The following is a 17,554-nucleotide window of genomic DNA, read 5'->3' on the forward strand; positions in this document are numbered from 1 at the left end:
TAAGGCAGTCTTAACCGGGACTATTCAGTGTCATCATCTTTGAATAAATCCTTTAATTTCTCAAATTCAGCATTTGGACGTTCATCAGCTTCATCATGCGTTTGCGCATACTCGTCCTCTGAAATAACGTTCCAGTCTTCACCCGCCGGCATGGTCCCAGTCTGGGCCTCCTCGGGGGTCAGAATCTGCATAGGAATGCTAAGCAGAATGTGGTCTTCAATCGCTGGCACCAAGTCCAAGCGATCGCCTTCTAATTCGATGAGCAGTTCGCCATCTTCGTATTGGTCGGCGTGGGCAGGATCGCCTAAATAGATTTCACTGAAGCTTAAATTAGTCGGTAACGTCACCGGCGTCAAGCTTCGCGTTGAAGGCACAATCATACTTCCATTGAGCGTTGCACTGACAACAAAGTCACCCTTGTCATAAGCAATGTAACCATCAACTTTAATTGGGGTCACATCCATGATTTCTGGATCGCGGGTCATAAGATCCTTCTTTAAATCTAAGGTCTCGTTGAAATGCAACGGTGTGTCCTTGTATTTCATCAGTTCTAGAACTGGCCAATTTAACATTGCTAGTCCTCCTTTCGGTTTGATTCTATCATGATTGGTGGGTGACCGAAATTCTGCGGACCCGATAAAGCCAAAATTTGATCACTGCGGTGTACTAAGGCAAGGCGCCTGGTTGGGGCCACCATCGCTTGGCTCACCCGTGTAACCAACGGCAAAGAAATTGATTTTTTGACTTGGTGTAGATATTCCCGCCCAGTTGACGTAAAGCCTAATACGTGCAAGAACCGGTGAGTTTGAGCCCATTTGACTTCAGTCGTGGTCAGATTCAAAAGCGTATACAACGCCAATCGCCTTAATCGGGCAAAAGTGTAACGCTTTGATTTGACCGCCGTTAAGAAGTCTTCAAACCCAAACGCGGACGCAACTTGTTGAGTGAGGCGATATTCTAAGCCCTCACTCATCGTATAGATGGCCTGCAATTCCTCAATCCGACTCGTCTGCAGCCGATACTTCAGCAATGGATAAAGCCGATTCCACTGCATTTGATTCCGTTGCTTTAGGGCCAGGGCTGTATCGGTTGGCACCCCAACCGCTTCATCGCCATTCCAAACGGCTTGGCGAATGGCAGAAGCGCTCATATAGCCGTCTACAGAATATTCGGCATCATGTGCGACTCCTTGGCGGGCAATTGGAATCAACGTCAACGGTTGGCGCAATCGCGCATTAGCCCGTGCATAGGTCAAGCCTAAAATTGTATTCGAAGCCGTCAGATCGTGATCCGTAATCGTTTGAAAGTACCGATTGACTTGACTGGCATAGGTCTGCGTAAAATCGCGAAATAAATCTGTCTGCGGTGCTTGGGTATCAATCGCTTGGGCTAGCGCCATATAATCCAGCGTTGGATTTTCAGTGCCAAACACCAGCTGGTCAACGCCCAACGCTTCAAGGTGTGCAAAAGCACCCTGAGCAAATTCATCAGCTGCTTGGACTGCATCTGTCACGGGTAATTCGACGACCAAATCAGCCCCGTGGGCCAATGCTAGCTTAGCTCGGTGCCATTTATCTAAGATGGCAGGCTCACCTCGCTGAACGAAATTGCCTGACATCACAACGACCACAACATCCGCCCCAGTCCGTTGCCGGGCTTGTTCGAGGGCATAGACATGCCCGAAATGCAGCGGATTAAATTCCGCAATCAATCCTACCGCCCGCATCCTAAGCCTTCTTTGCATGGAAGAACCATCGGGTACTGTCAGGTGTCACGTCGGTCGTGCCGAAGTTTGCGGTTACCTCAATCGAGGTGAAGCCAGCCGCGGTCAATGCATTCACATATTCCGCCACAGGATAAGTGCGCTCCTTGTGGGTTTCAATTAACGGCTTGTATGCATCTAATTTCTCATCGTAAATAAAGAAGGTGAGATCGTGTTCTGCGCTATGAGGCAGTTCGCCTGCATAACTCGTCCACAAAAAAGCATAGTCTTCGGTTTGATAGTTATACATATAGCCGGGAAAAAGATCATCCATTTGATGCAAGGAATGCGCATCAAACATAAAATCGCCACCTGGGGTTAGCACGGTATTCACCTGTTCAAAGACTGTTTGAACTTCGTCAATGTCGCCCATATAACAAATAGAGTCGTCAAAGCAAGTGACCACGTCGTAGGTTGGCATTTCGGATAAATCACGCATGTCACCCAAAATCATTGGGATGTCTAATTGGGCCGCCTCGAACTTAGGCTCAGCCAAAGCCAGCATGTCCCCGGATAAGTCAAAATCCGTGACCTTGAACCCGGATTGGGCCAATAACACGGCTAAACTACCCGATCCGCCAGCAAGCTCCAACAACGCTTGGTGACTTGGCTTAATGCGCGCAGTCACATAATCACGCCATTGCGCATATAAATCGGCGTCCATTAACGTATCATAGACCTGCGCAAAGGTTTGATAAATCATGCCTCAATCCAACCTTCAACATCAACGAGTGGTGCATCTGACCACAATTTCTCTAAGTTGTAGAATTCGCGGGCTTCTGGCAGGAAGACGTGGACAACGATATCACCATAGTCCATCAGCCACCACTGGGAATTCTTCTCCCCTTCGATCCGGCGAACAGTCACACCAGCTTCATCTAACTTATCTTCAATTTCATCAACAATCGCTTTGGCTTGCCGTTCAGAATTAGCGCTCATCACGACAAAGTAATCAGCCAATAAACTGACTTCGCGCATATCTAACGCCACAATATCTTCAGCCCGCTTATCATCCGCGGCCTTAACGGCAGTTTCTAACATTAATTCACTACTAATCATGGATTCACCTCTTAATTAAAGCATTATATGTGGCCAATGTTTTCGGATAGACCACTTTCCGATTATCAATTAAATACGTGAGTGTGTTGGTTAATTCAATCAGGGTTGCTTCCAGTAAATCATGCTCGGCGGCCTCTCTTGCAGCAATTTCTCCGGGCAAATCCCGCGCCGGTTCAATGAAATCAGCCACAAAGATGATTTGATCTAAGGCCGTCATTGCAGGGTCGCCAGTTGTATGGCGGACAATGGCTTGCAACACTTCTGGATCAGACACACCCAGTTCTCGCTGAATGAACCAAACGCCGACTAATCCGTGCCAAATGCCGCGACCGTAATTCAACAACTCAGGATCAAGGCCCTGAGTTTGAATCAGATTTTGGTAATCTTTCACCGAAATTTGTTTGGCATAGTCGTGCAGTAAACCGGCTAAACCGGCCCGATCGATGTCCACGCCAAAACGCCCAGCTAAAACTCGAGCCGTCGTCTCAACGCGTACGCAATGATTAAATCGCTCATCGTCAAGGCGGTGGTGCATTTTCTCCAAAATTTCAGCGCGCGATAACGGGCTTAACGTTTGTGGATATGCGATTTCAGTCACGATACAACCCCTCCTTGTCGATGTAATCAATCACAGGATCAGGAACGAGATATTTTAAGCTTTGATTTGTCGCCACGCGGTGACGAATATCAGTCGAACTGATTTCAATCAATGGTGAATCAACCCAGAGAATGGGATAAGGCGACGCTGGTTCATACCCGCGGCGCTTGACGCCAACAAAAGTCACCAAATCAATTAACTCATCAATCCGAGACCATTTTGGCAAATAATTCACCATGTCCGCCCCAATAATAAAGAAGTAATCCGTGTCAGGATGCTTGCGCTTGAGTTCTACCATGGTGTCGTAAGTGTAACTCACACCGCCACGTTTAACTTCGAGCAATTCTAAGCCAAACAATGGATTACCCTGAATTGCCGCCTGAATCATCGTGATACGATGTTCGGGCGCAATGGCCCGTTTCAAATCGCGGTGCGGCGGTTTATTATCCGGCATGAAGAGAACTTTTTCAAGCCCAAGTTGGGAACCAACTTGTTCAGCCATAATCAGGTGGCCGTTGTGGATGGGATTAAACGTCCCCCCAAATAAGCCAACCTGTTTACGATGATCTATGCCTAAAATTTGTTCCTTCATTTCGACTGATATCACTGGTCGTGTCAATGTCGCCACTTGGCTCACAAAGCTCACCTCTTACAATTTTGCAATCTCATTAGAAATTCGACGATTATCTCGGTCGTTGGCCTGCTTATAGACCAGAACGGTCCGGCCAATTGTCTGAGCTACTTCTAAGCCGGGAATCTCTTGACTGAGATAAGCCCCGACGGTCTTCGGTGTTTCTTCAGAAGCTTGGAGTAAGCTGATTTTAATCAGTTCGCGACTTTCAATCGCATCGGCCACACCACTGACAAAAGTGGGGGTTAACCCATTCTTGCCTAAATTAATTAAAGGTTTCATGGTCATCCCAAGACTTCTTAAATAGCGTTTTTGTTTTCCAGTTAACATATTTATCCTTTCAACTTAAACCAGCGCTGGTCGAATCAAGACATCGACACCCTTAGGCGCATAACCAGCGACAGTTTGGCCTGCTGGAACTGTAATCCAACCCAGACCGGCAAAAACCAAATCAGACTTCTGTTTAGGCGTGAATTCAAAGCGCGCCAGGTCTGGGAAATCAGCTACTTCTTCAGGCCGAGGTGGATTCAAAATATCACCGCGGTGCTTCGCATAGAAAGCATCTGCATTCTCAAGCTTGGTCCGATGAATTAAGAGTTGATTGTCCGCGTATACAGTAAACCCACTCTTTTGGCCTTGAATAAAGTCAAAGCGCGCCAACCCGGCCAAGAACAAGGTCTGTCCAGGATTGAGTTGATACACCTTAGGCCGAATCACCTTCGTTGGTGAAACAAGTTGTAAGTCCTTGGCCCCTAAGAAATGTGCCATTTGGTGGCGATGAATGATCCCTGGTGTGTCAATCAAGGATTGCCCGTCATCCAAGGGAATCTCAATTCGATCCAACGTGGTTCCGGGGAAGCGGGAGGTCGTGATTAAATCACTTACCCCAGTCAACTGTTTAATCACTCGGTTAATCAGCGTCGACTTCCCAGTATTTGTCACACCAACGACAAAGACATCGCGGTGTTCCCGATACTTCTCAATTGTGGCTAACAAGTCATCCACAGCGGTACCCTTCTTGGCACTAGTCAAGATTGTTTCAACCGGACGCAACCCCTGGGCGTGAGCTTGTTGCGTCAACCAGCTAGTGAGCTTTTTGCGGTTGAGAGATGACGGCAATACATCAGCCTTGTTCCCGACTAGGATGACAGGGTTATTGCCCACAAAGCGATGCAACCCTGGGATAACGCTACCGTTGAAATCGAAAATATCAACCACGTTTACAATCAACGCATTGCTTTCGCCGATAGCATTGAGTAACCGCAAGAAATCATCATCGGTCAATTCGACATCGGCAATTTCGTTGTAATGCCGCAACCGGAAACAACGTTGGCAATAAATCTCACCCTCCGGATCAGCTTTGGCCAGTGTCGCAGCAGGGAGATATCCCGCCGCGGTTGGATCGGTCGTCTGCAGCTTGGCCCCACAACCGATACAGTAAATCTCATTGGTGATTGTTTCCATTTAAATCCTCCCGATAAATAAGTGGTTGTTTCTTTTCAAGTTGCTTAAAGACAAATCGTTCAATTAAACGATTAAATTGGGTATTCCAGGCATCCGTCTGAATCAACGGTTTGACAAGAATGGTGCGCACACCAGCGACATTCCCAGCCCAAACATCAGTCATCAATTGATCCCCTACCATGACCACCGCGGACTTGGGCACGCCAAGTTCTTTAATCGCATGATTAATGCCAACAGGCAGTGGTTTCAAAGCCCGAGATACGAAAGGCAGATCTAATTGTTTGAGGGCCCGAGCAATGCGGGCAGACTTGTTATTTGACACCACCATCACAATGATGCCCACGGCTTGCATTTTGGCTAACCAATCATGTAATTCCTTTGTGCCGTCAGGATTGTTCCAGGCCACTAAGGTATTATCCAGGTCGGTGAGAATCACGCGAATCCCCTGATGTTTTAGGTCGCTGGGTGAGATGTTATAAATTGCGGACACTAGCCACGTCGGTTCAAATACTTTCACGGATTACGCCACCTTCTCCAAAAATTTACATCACTACATTATAACGGATAATCACACTGATTGCACGATTCTTCATTAAGCGCTCATGAAGCCTTTTGCACACTGCCACTCTCCCTCGAAATTTTGGTGCTAGCAACGACGCTAAAGACGTTTGGCAAACAAATCCCGAAGCGACGGCATTTTCTTGGCTTTTTGAGGCCAAATGCGGTAGGCTTTTTGTAAGCGAGAACAATAGTTATGCGTTTGCATATTGTGTTCCCGTGAGGATTGTGTATACTTTACTTATTAAAAGTAAGGAGATGGCGTGGATGACCAAATTGCACCACGTGTCCCTGCTCACCCAGTCGGCTGCAGAGACAGACGCTTTTTATCGAAATGTTCTGGGTCTGCGACGCGTTAAGAACACGGTCAATCAAGAAAACGTCCATATGCGCCACTTATTTTATGGCGATAATCTGGGCACACCTGGCACGGTCGTCACTTTCTTTGCGATTGACCACCTTGGTTCCCGATATGACGGGGCGAACTTCTTGACTGACGTGCATCTGTGGATTCCCACTGGCTCACTTACGGCATGGCACTCTCGGATTAGCGCTATCTGTCCAGTCAGTGCGACTAGCGATAGTTTACGTTTCGACGATCCCAGTGGTGTCCACCTTGTCCTAACAGAGCACCCTGAAACGCTCTCGCCAGAAGCCGTCGTCGATAATCAAATTCCTGCCGCCGAACAGATTCTCGGCTTAGCGACCACAGATTTGGTCGTGCAGAATCCGCAGGCAAGTTTAGACTTTTTTTCGACAATGCTAAACGTCGATGTAATCAACGACAGTGTGCCATTAGCCAACGGTAAGATTCAAGTCCTCCCTTCTCACTCTGATGCTATCCATCGTTTTGGTCGAGGGAGTATGGATCATGTGGCGGTATCAGTGACTGATGACGAGCAACTGCTCAACTTAGCCACCCGCGCCAAGCAGCACGGTTATGAGGTTGAGGAACTGGCTGATCGGGGTTGGTTCAAGAGCCTCTATGTGCGTGAGCCAAATGGTAATCGGATTGAGTTTGCCACGACCACACCAGGATTCAGTCTTGATGAGCCGCTGGAAACCATGGGCCAATCGTTAGGGCTACCACCGCGATTTGAATCACAGCGTCAAGCAATTCTCACTTATTTTAACGACAAAGGAGTCGATTTCAATGATTGAACATCCATTATTAGGCATGAACCACGTCACCGCTATGGCGAGTGATCCGCAACAAATTTTTGACTTGATGAGCAAGGTTCTAGGCTTGCACCTCATTAAAAAGACCGTCAACCAGGATGCCCTAGACACCTATCACCTCTATTTCACTGATGACATGGGCACAGCAGGCACGGATATGACGTTCTTCACTTTCCCAAATCAGGCCAAGGGTAAAAAAGGCACGAACATGATTAGCCGGGCCAGCTTTCGGGTGCCTAATGATGCCGCAATAGACTACTGGTTGGATCGGTTGAATCAGCACAACGTGGCCAATGAAGGCATCACAACTCAATTCGGAGATAAGATTATTAACTTCCACGATCAAGACGATCAACAATTCCAACTGATTTCTGATGAACACAACATTGGGGTTGCCGGCGGTACACCATGGCAGCATAATGACGTCCCTGACGAGTTTGCCATCACAGGCTTGGGCCCTGTCACGGTGACCGTCTTCAACGTGGCGCATATGGATTTCGTCCTAACTGAAATCATGGGATATACCAAACAAGCAGATGAAGGTAATTTTGGTTTGTACGAAGTTGGTCACGGCGAACCTAATCTCGGTGGTCACGGCGCCCAAGTGATTGTTGAACACCGTGAAGACTTGCCAGTCGCTGAAGAAGGCTACGGGAATATCCATCATGCGGCCTTTAATACGGAGGACCGCGAGACGCTGGGCACCTGGATTGATCGAATTCGTGACTACCGACTGCCACAATCCGGCTACATCGATCGCTTCTACTTCAAATCCGATTATTTCCGCGCCGCACCGCAAATTCTGTTTGAGCTGGCCACAGCAGGTCCTGGATTCCTCCAAGACGAAACTTATGATGAAGCGGGCATTCATTTGGAATTGCCACCATTCTTGGAAAGTCAACGGGCCAAAATTGAAGCTGGCTTGAAACCAGTTGAAACTGATTGGCGGGGCCGTTAGGAGGTCACATGGCAGTTAATTACGAATATATTGAAGGTAATCCAGATGCCAGCCCGCTTTTGCTGTTGCATGGTACTGGCGGATCTGAGAAGGATCTCCTGCCCATTGGACGGTTCTTAGCGCCAGAAAGTCCACTCCTGTCCATTCGTGGTCGCGTCGTCGAAGATGGTCAGAATCGTTATTTCAAGCACACTGCTGATGGCGGTTTTGATCTTGATAACCTCCAGCAGGAAACGGATTGGTTATTCGAAACTTTGAATGAGCTTTGCCAGAAGTTTGATATCGACTACCAGCGTTTTGTCGTGGTCGGCTACAGCAACGGCGCCAACGTTGCAGCCCGAGCCCTATTAACCCGACCAGACACATTTCACACGGGCGTCTTGTTCCACCCGATGGCCTTGGCGACTGGTGATGCCAATCAGGATCTCAGTGACGTCAGATTATGGTTATCGCATGGAGATACGGATCCCATCGTGTCAGAACAGAATTTTGAAATCCTGACTGATGATTTGCAACAACAACACGCAGACTTAACTATTTTCCGACATGAACAATCTCATAATTTAAATGAAGCAGAGCTCAGCAGTGCCCGGACCTGGCTACAATCAAGTGGTCGCCTGGGACGCTGGCGTGAGGAGGAACACAAATGAATCGTTTTGGTTTTGAAGAATTTGGCGGCCCTGAAGTTTTCGAGGTCATTGAAGCAGAACAACCCGCACCAAAGCCTGGCCAAGTCCTCATTCAAGTCTTGGGCTTTGGGATGAACCCTTATGATCGCACCCTACGGACCGGGGCCGCAGCAAAGAGCCGGCCACTGCCCTTCCCGATTGTTCCTGGGACCGACGTCATGGGTCGGATTGTGGCGCTCGGTGACGAAGTGCACGATTTTGAACTGGGCGATATTGTCATGAACTACCGGCCAATCGGCGGGTATAGTGAATACGTGGTCGCTTCAACTAGCAAGATTGTCAAGAAGCCAACGGCCCTCAGTTACTTGGACGCGACCGCCTTGCCACAGGTCGGGGTTGCGGCCTACAACATTTTGCATTACCTCTTGCAAGCTGTGCCTGGTAAAACCATTGCGATCGAAGGCGCATCAGGTGGCGTTGGGGCTGTTTTAATTCAGTTGGCAAAGTTCTTGAAACTGAATGTTATCGCGACCGCCTCTAGCAAAAACGAAACCTATTTGCGCCAGATGGGGGCTGATGAAATTGGTCTCTATGATCAAGAAGACGTTGGCGCAAAGTTTGCTGACCGCGCGGACTATGTTGTTAACGCGATTAATGGCGGTCACGACAACGGTGCTGGTGTCCAAATGATTAAGGCTGATGGCCACTATGTAACAGTCGCCTACGCTGATGTTGATCTCTCTAGCAAACCAAACGTGACCCACAGTCAGTTAGGCCCCGACAAGTCATACTCGACCAAAGATGCGCTTAATTTCTTGGTCGATGTCGCTATCAAGTGGGGTCTCACCGTCCGCGTGGCTGCTAGTGAACCCTTCACCTTAGCGGGTGTTCAAGCCGGCCAAGCGCTGCTGGATACACATCATGAAGCTGGCAAAATTGTCGTTATGCAAGATCACAAAGTGATAAAACCTGTGCGAAAAGACATTAATCACCTATAATTTAAGTGACGAAAGCTGTGACGACCACTCTGGTTTTGTCACAGCTTTTTATTTGGGGCATGCAATCACAACAGTCCCGACTTTTGCAAAAACTGGGGGCATCAAGATGTCAAAAAGCCGTTTGGAATCATTCAGTGATGATCTATTCTCCATCATTATTACTATCATGGTCTTGCAACTGACCATCCCCGCCACCAAGGATTGGTCCGCGATCTTTAATAGTCAGTGGCTGTCAGCACTTTTTGCCTATACAGTCAGTTTCGTTCTCATTACGAGTTTCTGGGTTAGCCATCAAAACATTGTCGCCAACCTAGATACCATCACCCCAAGCATTCTGTGGGCGAATTCAGTCTTTTTGTTTCTCACCTCGCTGGTACCTATTTTTACCGCCTGGTTCGGGCAATTTCCCGATTCGTCCGCCGCGGCTATTGCGTATGGAACGGACTATACGTTATCCATCCTGGCGCTGTACTTTGTTGCTGGCGCGACCGTCAACAAAATCAATGATCCTAAACAACGCGAGCGCCTCCACCATGTCAATCGCGGCCGCTTAACCTTGGTCGGTTTTGGTGCAGCAACCACTGCCTTGGGTGCAATTTGGCCGCCGATTGCTGGCATCGCTGTTTTCACAATTTCCAGTGTTTGGATTGCCCGCACGATTGTGATTTCAAAACGCCGCCGATAGCCGCCAATGAATTCCCTGTTTCATTTGGCCACACAAAAAGGATGCGACAAGACTACTTGGTTTTGTCGCATCCTTTTTTTAATTAATCTGCAAAGCGATTGTCAATCAGGTTTGTCGCTTTGACTTCTTCAATATTGTGGCTGCCTGTCAATTGCATGGCGATCAAGAGCTCATTTTCGAGTTCCTTGAAGACCGCCTCAACACCTTGGCTACCGCCCAAAGCTAAGCCATAGATGACTGGCCGGCCAATCGCAACTAAATCAGCACCAGAAGCCAGAGCTTTGAAGACGTGCATCCCGCGACGGACCCCTGAATCAAAGACGATTGGCACGCGCTTGCGGTTGGCCTTGGCCACAACCTGCAAAGCATCAAATGATGCGACACCGCCGTCGAGTTGGCGGCCGCCATGGTTAGAAACCCAAATCCCGTCAGCGCCAGCGGCAATTGCTAATTCGGTATCTTCAGCGGTTTGAACCCCTTTGACAAAAACAGGTAGGCCAGAATAGTCCTTAATGAAGGCCACATCACGTGGGCTTAAAGCTTGCTTCGCTGACTTGTAGACGTTGTCCATGGTTTGATCCACGCCATCTTGATATGGCACAATTGGTAAACCAACTGGGAAAGTAAAGCCGTTGCGCTTATCAGCTTCACGGTAGCCGCCAACAGTTGCATCAGCAGTCAGGACAATGGCTTTAGCGCCATTCTTCTTGGCAACATCCAACATTTGCCTGGTGACGTTATCGTCCTTACTTTGATACAACTGGAACCACTGAGGTTGACCATTAGCTTGGGCAGCTTGAGCCTCATAGGTTTCTGAAGCAAAAGAGCTGATTGTGAAGATTGTCCCGTAACGACTGACACCCTTCGCGGTAGCCGCTTCACCTTGTGTATTGGCAAGCTTGTGGGCCGCAACTGGCGCCATGATAATTGGGGAGGTCAACTTGTCACCCCAGAAAGTCGTTGAAACGTCAGGTGGAAAAGCAATGTCTTGCAGAACCCGAGGCGCGACCAACTTATGGTTGAAAGCTTTAATATTCTCTTGAATGGTATACAGGTCGGCAGCACCGCTACTAATATAACCGTAGCCGCCTGCTGGAATGACATTAGCCGCTTCCTTCTCCAAATCATAAACATTAATAACATTCAAAGGATTCTCTGCGGAACTGGTCTTGTATTCTTCTGCCATGCTTATTACCACCTTTTTTAACATTTTAATTGCGAACAATTAAGTATTGTCCACTTGATTACAAGCTCATGTTATCACGTGATGAAACCGGTTGCAAATTTTAAATATGCTTAAATCAGTTTTTGTTCGAATCGCTTGGCAAAGTTGCCGGCAAAGTGGCTAAATTTGGTGGGCAGCAGTGCCGAATGACTCGCCCAGAAGCTTTGATTGATTCTCCCCGCGCGATGATAGGCCCACATTGCGACTTGTTGGCGGGCAAAATCTGGCGTAGCACCGTTTTGAATCAACCACTGTCTGAAAGCCGCGTCAGTTAACATTTGCCAATTCAATTGTGGCATGGACAGCACCTGTTTCAAGCCGGCGACAATTTGGGCCCCTGTAACCACATCGCTAACGCCATAAACAGTCTGCTCGCCAGTCGGTGCTATCAGATTATGGCCGATGACTGGTGCCACATCCTCTGGGGCAGCGAATAAGATTTGCTCCTGATCGGAGAAATTGGCCGCTAATTGCTGCGCCCGTAATTTCGGCGCGAATTCAAAAAAGTCATTATAAAAGTAGCCTGGGCGCACAAATGTGACTGCGGCATGTGTTTGGTTTAAGGCCGCTTCAATCAGGCGATGGACATAGAAGCCGCTCTGGTCATCGTTTAATTCAGCGCCCAAACTGCTGAGATAGACGACCCGGGCCACACGATTAGCATTAATCGCCTGCGCAAATATCTTCCCCTGCGAGTGACCAAATGCGACTGGATTGAGTGCGACTTCATCAGGACTGTGGCCTGCTAACATCAAAAATACCGCATCAGCGCCAACCAATGCGCGGTTCAAAAACTCCGGATCGGTCAGATTTCCCAATAATGGGGTGACCCCAAGGGCCTGTATTTGTTGCCTATGATTCGGATTGGTCGTAATCATCACCACATCATGATCCTGGGCCAGCTGCCGCATCAAATGTGGGCCAATATGCCCGAGTCCGCCAGTCAGAACTATTTTCATGCGCCTCATCTCCTTGGCTCAATCTTACCCAAAGACCAAAAAATTGCACAAAAAAAGCTTAGACACAACCCAAAGGTCATGACTAAGCTTATTTTTTTATGCTAAAGCCTTCTTGGCAGTTTCGGTCAAAGCTGTGAAGCTTTCAGGATCGGAAATAGCAAGATCAGCGAGCATCTTACGGTTCATGTCAACATTAGCTAACTTCAAACCGTGCATCAACTTGCTGTATGACATATCGTTCATACGAGCCGCAGCGTTAATCCGAGCAATCCAAAGGCGACGGAAATCACGCTTCTTAGCGCGACGGTCGCGGAATGCGTACCGGTATGACACCATGACTTGGGAGTTAGCAGACTTGAACAGTAAATGCTTTGCTCCACGATAGCCCTTAGCGAGCTTTAAAACCTTTTTACGACGTTTACGAGTGACAGTTCCACCTTTTACACGTGGCATTAGAAATTCCTCCTCAAATTAAATCTAAAATTACTTCATGTAGGTAAGCATTTGACGAATCCGCTTCATATCTGAGTGGGATACCAATGCTGATTTGCGTAATTGGCGACGTTGCTTCTTCGTCTTACCGTGGAAACGGTGAGATGTGTACGCGTGACCGCGCTTCAAAGCACCAGAACCGGTACGCTTGAACCGTTTTGCAGATGCACGGTGAGTCTTAAATTTTGGCATGATTTTCCTCCTAGAGCTTACGAATTAATTTTCTTTTTCAGCCTTTGGCGCCAACATCAAGAACATGCTCCGACCGTCCATCTTCGGACGAGATTCAACGGTGGCAATATCCTTTGTGGCTTCGGCCAGCTGTTCAAGAACTTTTTGACCGATTTCTTTATGCGTAATCGCACGACCCTTAAAGCGAACAGATGCTTTGACCTTATCCCCTTTACCCAGGAACTTGATTGCATTGTTCAACTTCGTTTGGAAGTCGTTTTGTTCAATGGTTGGACTTAACCGCACTTCTTTGATACTGATTGTCTTTTGCTTCTTGCGCGCATCGCGTTGTTTCTTTTGCAATTCAAAACGATACTTCCCGTAATCCATGATCCGGGCAACTGGTGGTTTGGCTGTTGGGGCAACTAAGACCACATCCAAATTAGCAGCGTCAGCAAGGGCAAGTGCGTCTTGGGTACTCTTCACACCGAGTTGTTCGCCGTCTTGCGCGATCAACCGTACTTCACGGGCGCGAATCCCATCGTTTACCATCATATCTTTTGCTATGGTTGTTCACCTCCAGGTTTAGTCCGAGAAAATGCAGAAAGCGGCCGGACACATTGCCCCGCCGCTTGTTATATACCGTACGTTATAAGCCTAGCGGTCTAATGACTTAGGCGAGAAGCGGGAACTTCTGCTTGTTTTCTCAATGTCTAATACTATACACGCTCAAAGCGCGTCCGTCAAGGCTGTTTGGCAACTCAGCTTACTTAGGTAACTTTTTGCGCAATGTGGCCAATTGCTCGCGGTTCTTCCGATACCGATCCCACAGGGATAAAGCCAGAAGGCCTAGGCTCCCGACCACCCCAATCCAGACTGGTTGAAATTCAATGAAACTGAACCAAACATCGGCTAAAAACCAGGTCAGTGCAGCTGAAACCACGATTGACCCATAGACCAAGGCCTGGATTTTTCGTTTTGTCATGGGCAAGGTGCGCCGGCCGTTGGCTAACAAAATGATTAGCGCAGACATGCCAAAGCCTGTCAGAAACCGTGTCGCGATATAGATAACCAACCACGACCCCCACAGGTTAATGATTAATCCCAAATCAAATCCCTCCAGCTGCTTTCAATCTGGCCCTTATTATAACAAAAAAAGAGTCCTTCGTCAGAAAGACCCTCGTAGCTGCTGAATACTGACATATTAATGTGCCCAGACAATGCGATTGATTGTATCACTGATGCATGTTTGTAGCACAATCTGCTCACCTTGGTTCGCGTCAACAATTGCTGACCACAGGTTCTGTCCAGTTGCCTGGTCATTACCGTAATCATCAACATCGGCAACGCGGTAAACGCGATAGGTTTTCTCCTGCGACTGACTATCCAGGACAGTCACCGCATCGCCAACCTTCAAACGTTTGACTGAATCAAAATTTGATGCGCCATCGTGCGCCACCAAGTGGGTTGATAAACCATCGTTGACGGCCAAGTGCGTGGCCCCACCCCAGGTTTGAGCAATATTGGCAGGCGGTGCATCCACAATGGATCGATCGCCCTCAATGATTGGCGTGGTCAAGCCTAAGAAATTCACGGCTGCGCCACCGGTGCCGCCATTAACGACACCGAGCTTCAAATACTTACCATCAATCCATTGGTTCCCACCAAGATTGTACCAATAACGACCGTTGACGTAGGTGGACGCAAAAACGCGCCACCGTGTGCCATCGGCTAAATACTTACCAGTTAACTGCTGACCAGGACGCTGCCAAACTGCAATACCATAACCCGGTACGTAGTTGACAGTCGCGACGCTGGAAACTGCGGGAATTGATGCCGCAGCGACTGGCTTTCCCCCCAGAAAGCCAATAAATAAAAATGCTGCTGCAGCAATCAAGCTCATAAGACCTCGCTTCATTACTTACACTCCTTACTTACACATTCAGCAGCTAATTTAAGTATATGGGGTTGAGGAATGTTTTTCCAGCGTTATTAAGGACAACCTAAAGTTATAATTTTTAAATTTATTAATAGTGTAAAGTTGGCGTCATAACGGTCATTTCGCGCGCTCGATTTTCTCAGTTAAATTAAAAAGAACGACGTCATGCGCGTCCATTTTCATGGATACGATAACGTCGTTCTTTTACTCAAAATTAGAAAAATAATTGAAGTTATTTGAGGCAGTGAGCTTACTTATTTTCGAGTTCAGCTTCCATATCGCCGGACTTGGACTCCCCGTTGCGGCTATAGTTCTTCACGTCAGCCACTACAGAATCAATAAACATGTTCGCTGCTTCTTCTTCGGCGTTGGCTTCACCATATTTGCGGACAGAAACCGCAGCATCAGCCATTTCCTTATCCCCAACCACGACGGTGTATGGCACCTTCTGCGTTTGGGCTTCCCGAATCTTGTAACCCATCTTTTCGTTGCGATCATCGACGCGGACCCGCAAGCCTGCGTCAATCATCTTTTGTTGAATATCTTTAACGTAATCCATGTGCAAGTCCAAGTTAACCGGAATCAGCACAGCTTGAGTTGGTGCCAACCAGGTTGGGAAAGCACCCTTGTACATTTCAATCAGGTAAGAGATGAAACGTTCCATCGTCCCAACAATCCCACGGTGAATCATGACAGGCCGGTGTTCTTGACCGTCGTTACCCACATAACTGAGTTCAAACCGTTCTGGCAGCATGAAGTCTAATTGGATGGTAGACATGGTTTCTTCGTTCCCAAGGGCGGTCTTGGTTTGAATGTCCAACTTAGGACCATAGAAAGCGGCTTCGCCTTCTGCTTCGTAATAGTCCAAGCCCATATCGTCCATAGCGCCTTTCAACATGGTTTGGCTGCGTTCCCACATTTCATCATCGGCAAAGTACTTGTCGGTGTTGGCTGGGTCACGATAGCTCAAACGGAAGGTGTAGTCATTGATATTGAAGTCTTTGTAGACATCCATAATCAAAGCAAGAATTTTCTTGAATTCTTCTTGCACTTGATCCAGTGCCACAAAGGTATGGCCATCGTTTAAGGTCATTTCCCGTACCCGTTGCAAGCCTGAGAGGGCCCCAGACTTTTCATAACGGTGCATCATCCCTAATTCGGCAATCCGCAATGGCAATTCACGATACGAGCGAATGTGGTGCTTGTAAATTTGGATATGACTTGGACAGTTCATTGGCCGTAGTTCAAGCATTTCGCCATCGCCCATGTCCATTGGTGGGAACATGTCTTCACGATAGTGATCCCAGTGGCCAGAAGTTTTGTAAAGATCAAGGTTCGCCAAAACTGGTGTATAGACGTGTTGATAACCATCAGCCACTTCTTTGTCGACGATGTAGCGTTCGATTGTCCGCCGTACAGTCGCACCATTTGGCATCCAGTAAGGCAAGCCGGCGCCGACTTCAGGGTCAACAAAGAATAAATCTAAATCGCGGCCGATATTCCGATGATCACGGTCACGGGCTTCTTGGCGACGAATTTCATCCGCCTGTAAGTCAGCTTCCTTGTAGTAAGCCGTCGCGTAAATCCGTTGTAACATTGGATTTGATGACTTACCTTGCCAATATGCCCCCGCAACTGACAAAAGGCTGAAGTGGTTAAGCACGCTGATACTTGGTGCCAAGACACCAGATTCAAAATCAACGAAATCACCCAACTGGTAGCCTTGGATTGGATCGCCAGCGGCTTCAACTAATTGTTTCTTGTAAGGATCGTTTTTAAACATTTCAAAAGCTTCGGCCCGACTCAATGTGACTGGCTTCAAGGCAGCGTTCGCCTTAACTAACTTCTGCATCCGTTGCGCAATAGTTTCTAAATCGTCTTCAGAAACTTGACCATCTTCACGGTCAGTATCGTAGTAGAAACCATCCTCAATTGCTGCCCCTTGCCCGAAATGAATGTTTGGGTACAGCTCTTTTAACGCAGCCGCTAAAACAAAGGCGCCAGTTTGCCATAAGACACGCAAGCCATCATCAGAGTCTTTGGTGACAATCTCAACCGCACCAGATTCGGTAATTGGCAAGTTCAAGTCAATCAGTGCACCGTCAAGTTTCCCGGCAACAGCTTTCTTACTTAAACTATTACTAATACTGTCAGCAACAGCTTTCACTGTTGTCCCTTCAGGGAATGAATGTGCGGAGCCATCTGGAAAAATTAATTCTAATGCCATATGTAGTTACTCCCTTTCTT

General features: G+C 47.8%; 22 protein-coding genes. 5 read left to right on the forward strand and 17 right to left on the reverse strand.

Features of this window, described 5'->3' with window-relative positions; translation table 11 throughout:
• Positions 1–20: 20 nt before the first annotated feature.
• Genes FC34_RS02865 through FC34_RS02905 form a run of 9 tightly spaced genes read right to left on the reverse strand, consistent with a single transcriptional unit; the run spans position 21 to position 6,031 of the window.
• On the reverse strand, positions 21–572 hold the full coding sequence (locus FC34_RS02865; RefSeq protein WP_057893872.1) for a YceD family protein: 552 nt from the start codon (positions 570–572) through the stop codon (positions 21–23).
• A 2-nt stretch (positions 573–574) separates the two neighbouring features.
• Complete coding sequence (locus FC34_RS02870; RefSeq protein WP_057893873.1) at positions 575–1,726, reverse strand: nucleotidyltransferase; 1,152 nt, start codon at positions 1,724–1,726, stop codon at positions 575–577.
• Between the two features lies 1 nt (position 1,727).
• On the reverse strand, positions 1,728–2,465 hold the full coding sequence (locus tag FC34_RS02875) for a class I SAM-dependent DNA methyltransferase (RefSeq protein ID WP_057893874.1): 738 nt from the start codon (positions 2,463–2,465) through the stop codon (positions 1,728–1,730).
• On the reverse strand, positions 2,462–2,821 hold the full coding sequence (gene rsfS / locus FC34_RS02880; RefSeq protein ID WP_057893875.1) for a ribosome silencing factor: 360 nt from the start codon (positions 2,819–2,821) through the stop codon (positions 2,462–2,464). The genes FC34_RS02875 and rsfS overlap by 4 nt, the downstream gene beginning before the upstream one ends.
• 4 nt (positions 2,822–2,825) lie before the next feature.
• On the reverse strand, positions 2,826–3,419 hold the full coding sequence (gene yqeK / locus FC34_RS02885; RefSeq protein ID WP_057893876.1) for a bis(5'-nucleosyl)-tetraphosphatase (symmetrical) YqeK: 594 nt from the start codon (positions 3,417–3,419) through the stop codon (positions 2,826–2,828).
• A complete protein-coding gene (locus FC34_RS02890) occupies positions 3,412–4,011 on the reverse strand; it encodes a nicotinate-nucleotide adenylyltransferase (RefSeq protein WP_057894139.1) in 600 nt (199 codons plus the stop codon). Before FC34_RS02890 ends, yqeK begins: the two co-directional genes overlap by 8 nt.
• A gap of 57 nt (positions 4,012–4,068) precedes the next feature.
• Complete coding sequence (locus FC34_RS02895) at positions 4,069–4,380, reverse strand: YhbY family RNA-binding protein (RefSeq protein ID WP_057893877.1); 312 nt, start codon at positions 4,378–4,380, stop codon at positions 4,069–4,071.
• Between the two features lie 15 nt (positions 4,381–4,395).
• Positions 4,396–5,514 (reverse strand): ribosome biogenesis GTPase YqeH, encoded by a 1,119-nt coding sequence (yqeH, locus tag FC34_RS02900; protein WP_057893878.1) that lies wholly within the window; start codon positions 5,512–5,514, stop codon positions 4,396–4,398.
• On the reverse strand, positions 5,495–6,031 hold the full coding sequence (locus FC34_RS02905; RefSeq protein ID WP_057893879.1) for a YqeG family HAD IIIA-type phosphatase: 537 nt from the start codon (positions 6,029–6,031) through the stop codon (positions 5,495–5,497). Before FC34_RS02905 ends, yqeH begins: the two co-directional genes overlap by 20 nt.
• Before the next feature lie 308 nt (positions 6,032–6,339).
• On the opposite strand from FC34_RS02905, the gene FC34_RS02910 reads away from it, so the two are divergent.
• The 5 genes from FC34_RS02910 (at position 6,340) to FC34_RS02930 (ending at position 10,521) form a co-directional block, all read left to right on the forward strand.
• Positions 6,340–7,233 carry a VOC family protein gene (locus FC34_RS02910; protein WP_057893880.1) on the forward strand — a complete coding sequence of 298 codons (894 nt, stop codon included), beginning with the start codon at positions 6,340–6,342 and terminating at the stop codon, positions 7,231–7,233.
• A complete protein-coding gene (locus FC34_RS02915; RefSeq protein WP_057893881.1) occupies positions 7,226–8,209 on the forward strand; it encodes a ring-cleaving dioxygenase in 984 nt (327 codons plus the stop codon). Before FC34_RS02910 ends, FC34_RS02915 begins: the two co-directional genes overlap by 8 nt.
• 8 nt (positions 8,210–8,217) lie before the next feature.
• Positions 8,218–8,859: an alpha/beta hydrolase gene (locus FC34_RS02920; RefSeq protein ID WP_057893882.1), complete on the forward strand. Its 642-nt coding sequence runs from the start codon at positions 8,218–8,220 to the stop codon at positions 8,857–8,859.
• A complete protein-coding gene (locus tag FC34_RS02925; protein WP_057893883.1) occupies positions 8,856–9,836 on the forward strand; it encodes an NADP-dependent oxidoreductase in 981 nt (326 codons plus the stop codon). Before FC34_RS02920 ends, FC34_RS02925 begins: the two co-directional genes overlap by 4 nt.
• Before the next feature lie 106 nt (positions 9,837–9,942).
• Positions 9,943–10,521, forward strand: a complete 579-nt coding sequence (locus tag FC34_RS02930; RefSeq protein WP_057893884.1) for a TMEM175 family protein — start codon at positions 9,943–9,945, stop codon at positions 10,519–10,521.
• Positions 10,522–10,603: 82 nt separating this feature from the next.
• Here the strand turns inward: FC34_RS02930 and FC34_RS02935 are convergent, their stop codons facing one another.
• The 8 genes from FC34_RS02935 to thrS form a co-directional block, all read right to left on the reverse strand.
• Complete coding sequence (locus FC34_RS02935) at positions 10,604–11,707, reverse strand: alpha-hydroxy-acid oxidizing protein (RefSeq protein ID WP_057893885.1); 1,104 nt, start codon at positions 11,705–11,707, stop codon at positions 10,604–10,606.
• Between the two features lie 110 nt (positions 11,708–11,817).
• Positions 11,818–12,705 carry an SDR family oxidoreductase gene (locus FC34_RS02940; RefSeq protein WP_057893886.1) on the reverse strand — a complete coding sequence of 296 codons (888 nt, stop codon included), beginning with the start codon at positions 12,703–12,705 and terminating at the stop codon, positions 11,818–11,820.
• Positions 12,706–12,801: 96 nt separating this feature from the next.
• Positions 12,802–13,158: a 50S ribosomal protein L20 gene (gene rplT, locus FC34_RS02945; RefSeq protein WP_057893887.1), complete on the reverse strand. Its 357-nt coding sequence runs from the start codon at positions 13,156–13,158 to the stop codon at positions 12,802–12,804.
• 30 nt (positions 13,159–13,188) lie between these two features.
• Positions 13,189–13,389 carry a 50S ribosomal protein L35 gene (gene rpmI / locus FC34_RS02950; protein WP_057893888.1) on the reverse strand — a complete coding sequence of 67 codons (201 nt, stop codon included), beginning with the start codon at positions 13,387–13,389 and terminating at the stop codon, positions 13,189–13,191.
• A 24-nt stretch (positions 13,390–13,413) separates the two neighbouring features.
• A complete protein-coding gene (infC, locus tag FC34_RS02955; protein ID WP_057894140.1) occupies positions 13,414–13,920 on the reverse strand; it encodes a translation initiation factor IF-3 in 507 nt (168 codons plus the stop codon).
• Between the two features lie 214 nt (positions 13,921–14,134).
• Positions 14,135–14,476 carry a hypothetical protein gene (locus FC34_RS02960; protein ID WP_057893889.1) on the reverse strand — a complete coding sequence of 114 codons (342 nt, stop codon included), beginning with the start codon at positions 14,474–14,476 and terminating at the stop codon, positions 14,135–14,137.
• A 96-nt stretch (positions 14,477–14,572) separates the two neighbouring features.
• Positions 14,573–15,286 carry a sortase domain-containing protein gene (locus tag FC34_RS02965; protein WP_057893890.1) on the reverse strand — a complete coding sequence of 238 codons (714 nt, stop codon included), beginning with the start codon at positions 15,284–15,286 and terminating at the stop codon, positions 14,573–14,575.
• A gap of 271 nt (positions 15,287–15,557) precedes the next feature.
• On the reverse strand, positions 15,558–17,534 hold the full coding sequence (gene thrS, locus FC34_RS02970; RefSeq protein WP_057893891.1) for a threonine--tRNA ligase: 1,977 nt from the start codon (positions 17,532–17,534) through the stop codon (positions 15,558–15,560).
• Between the last annotated feature and the right edge of the window lie 20 nt (positions 17,535–17,554).

Source organism: Lacticaseibacillus brantae DSM 23927, from assembly GCF_001436115.1.
Classification (GTDB): Bacteria; Bacillota; Bacilli; order Lactobacillales; family Lactobacillaceae; genus Lacticaseibacillus; species Lacticaseibacillus brantae.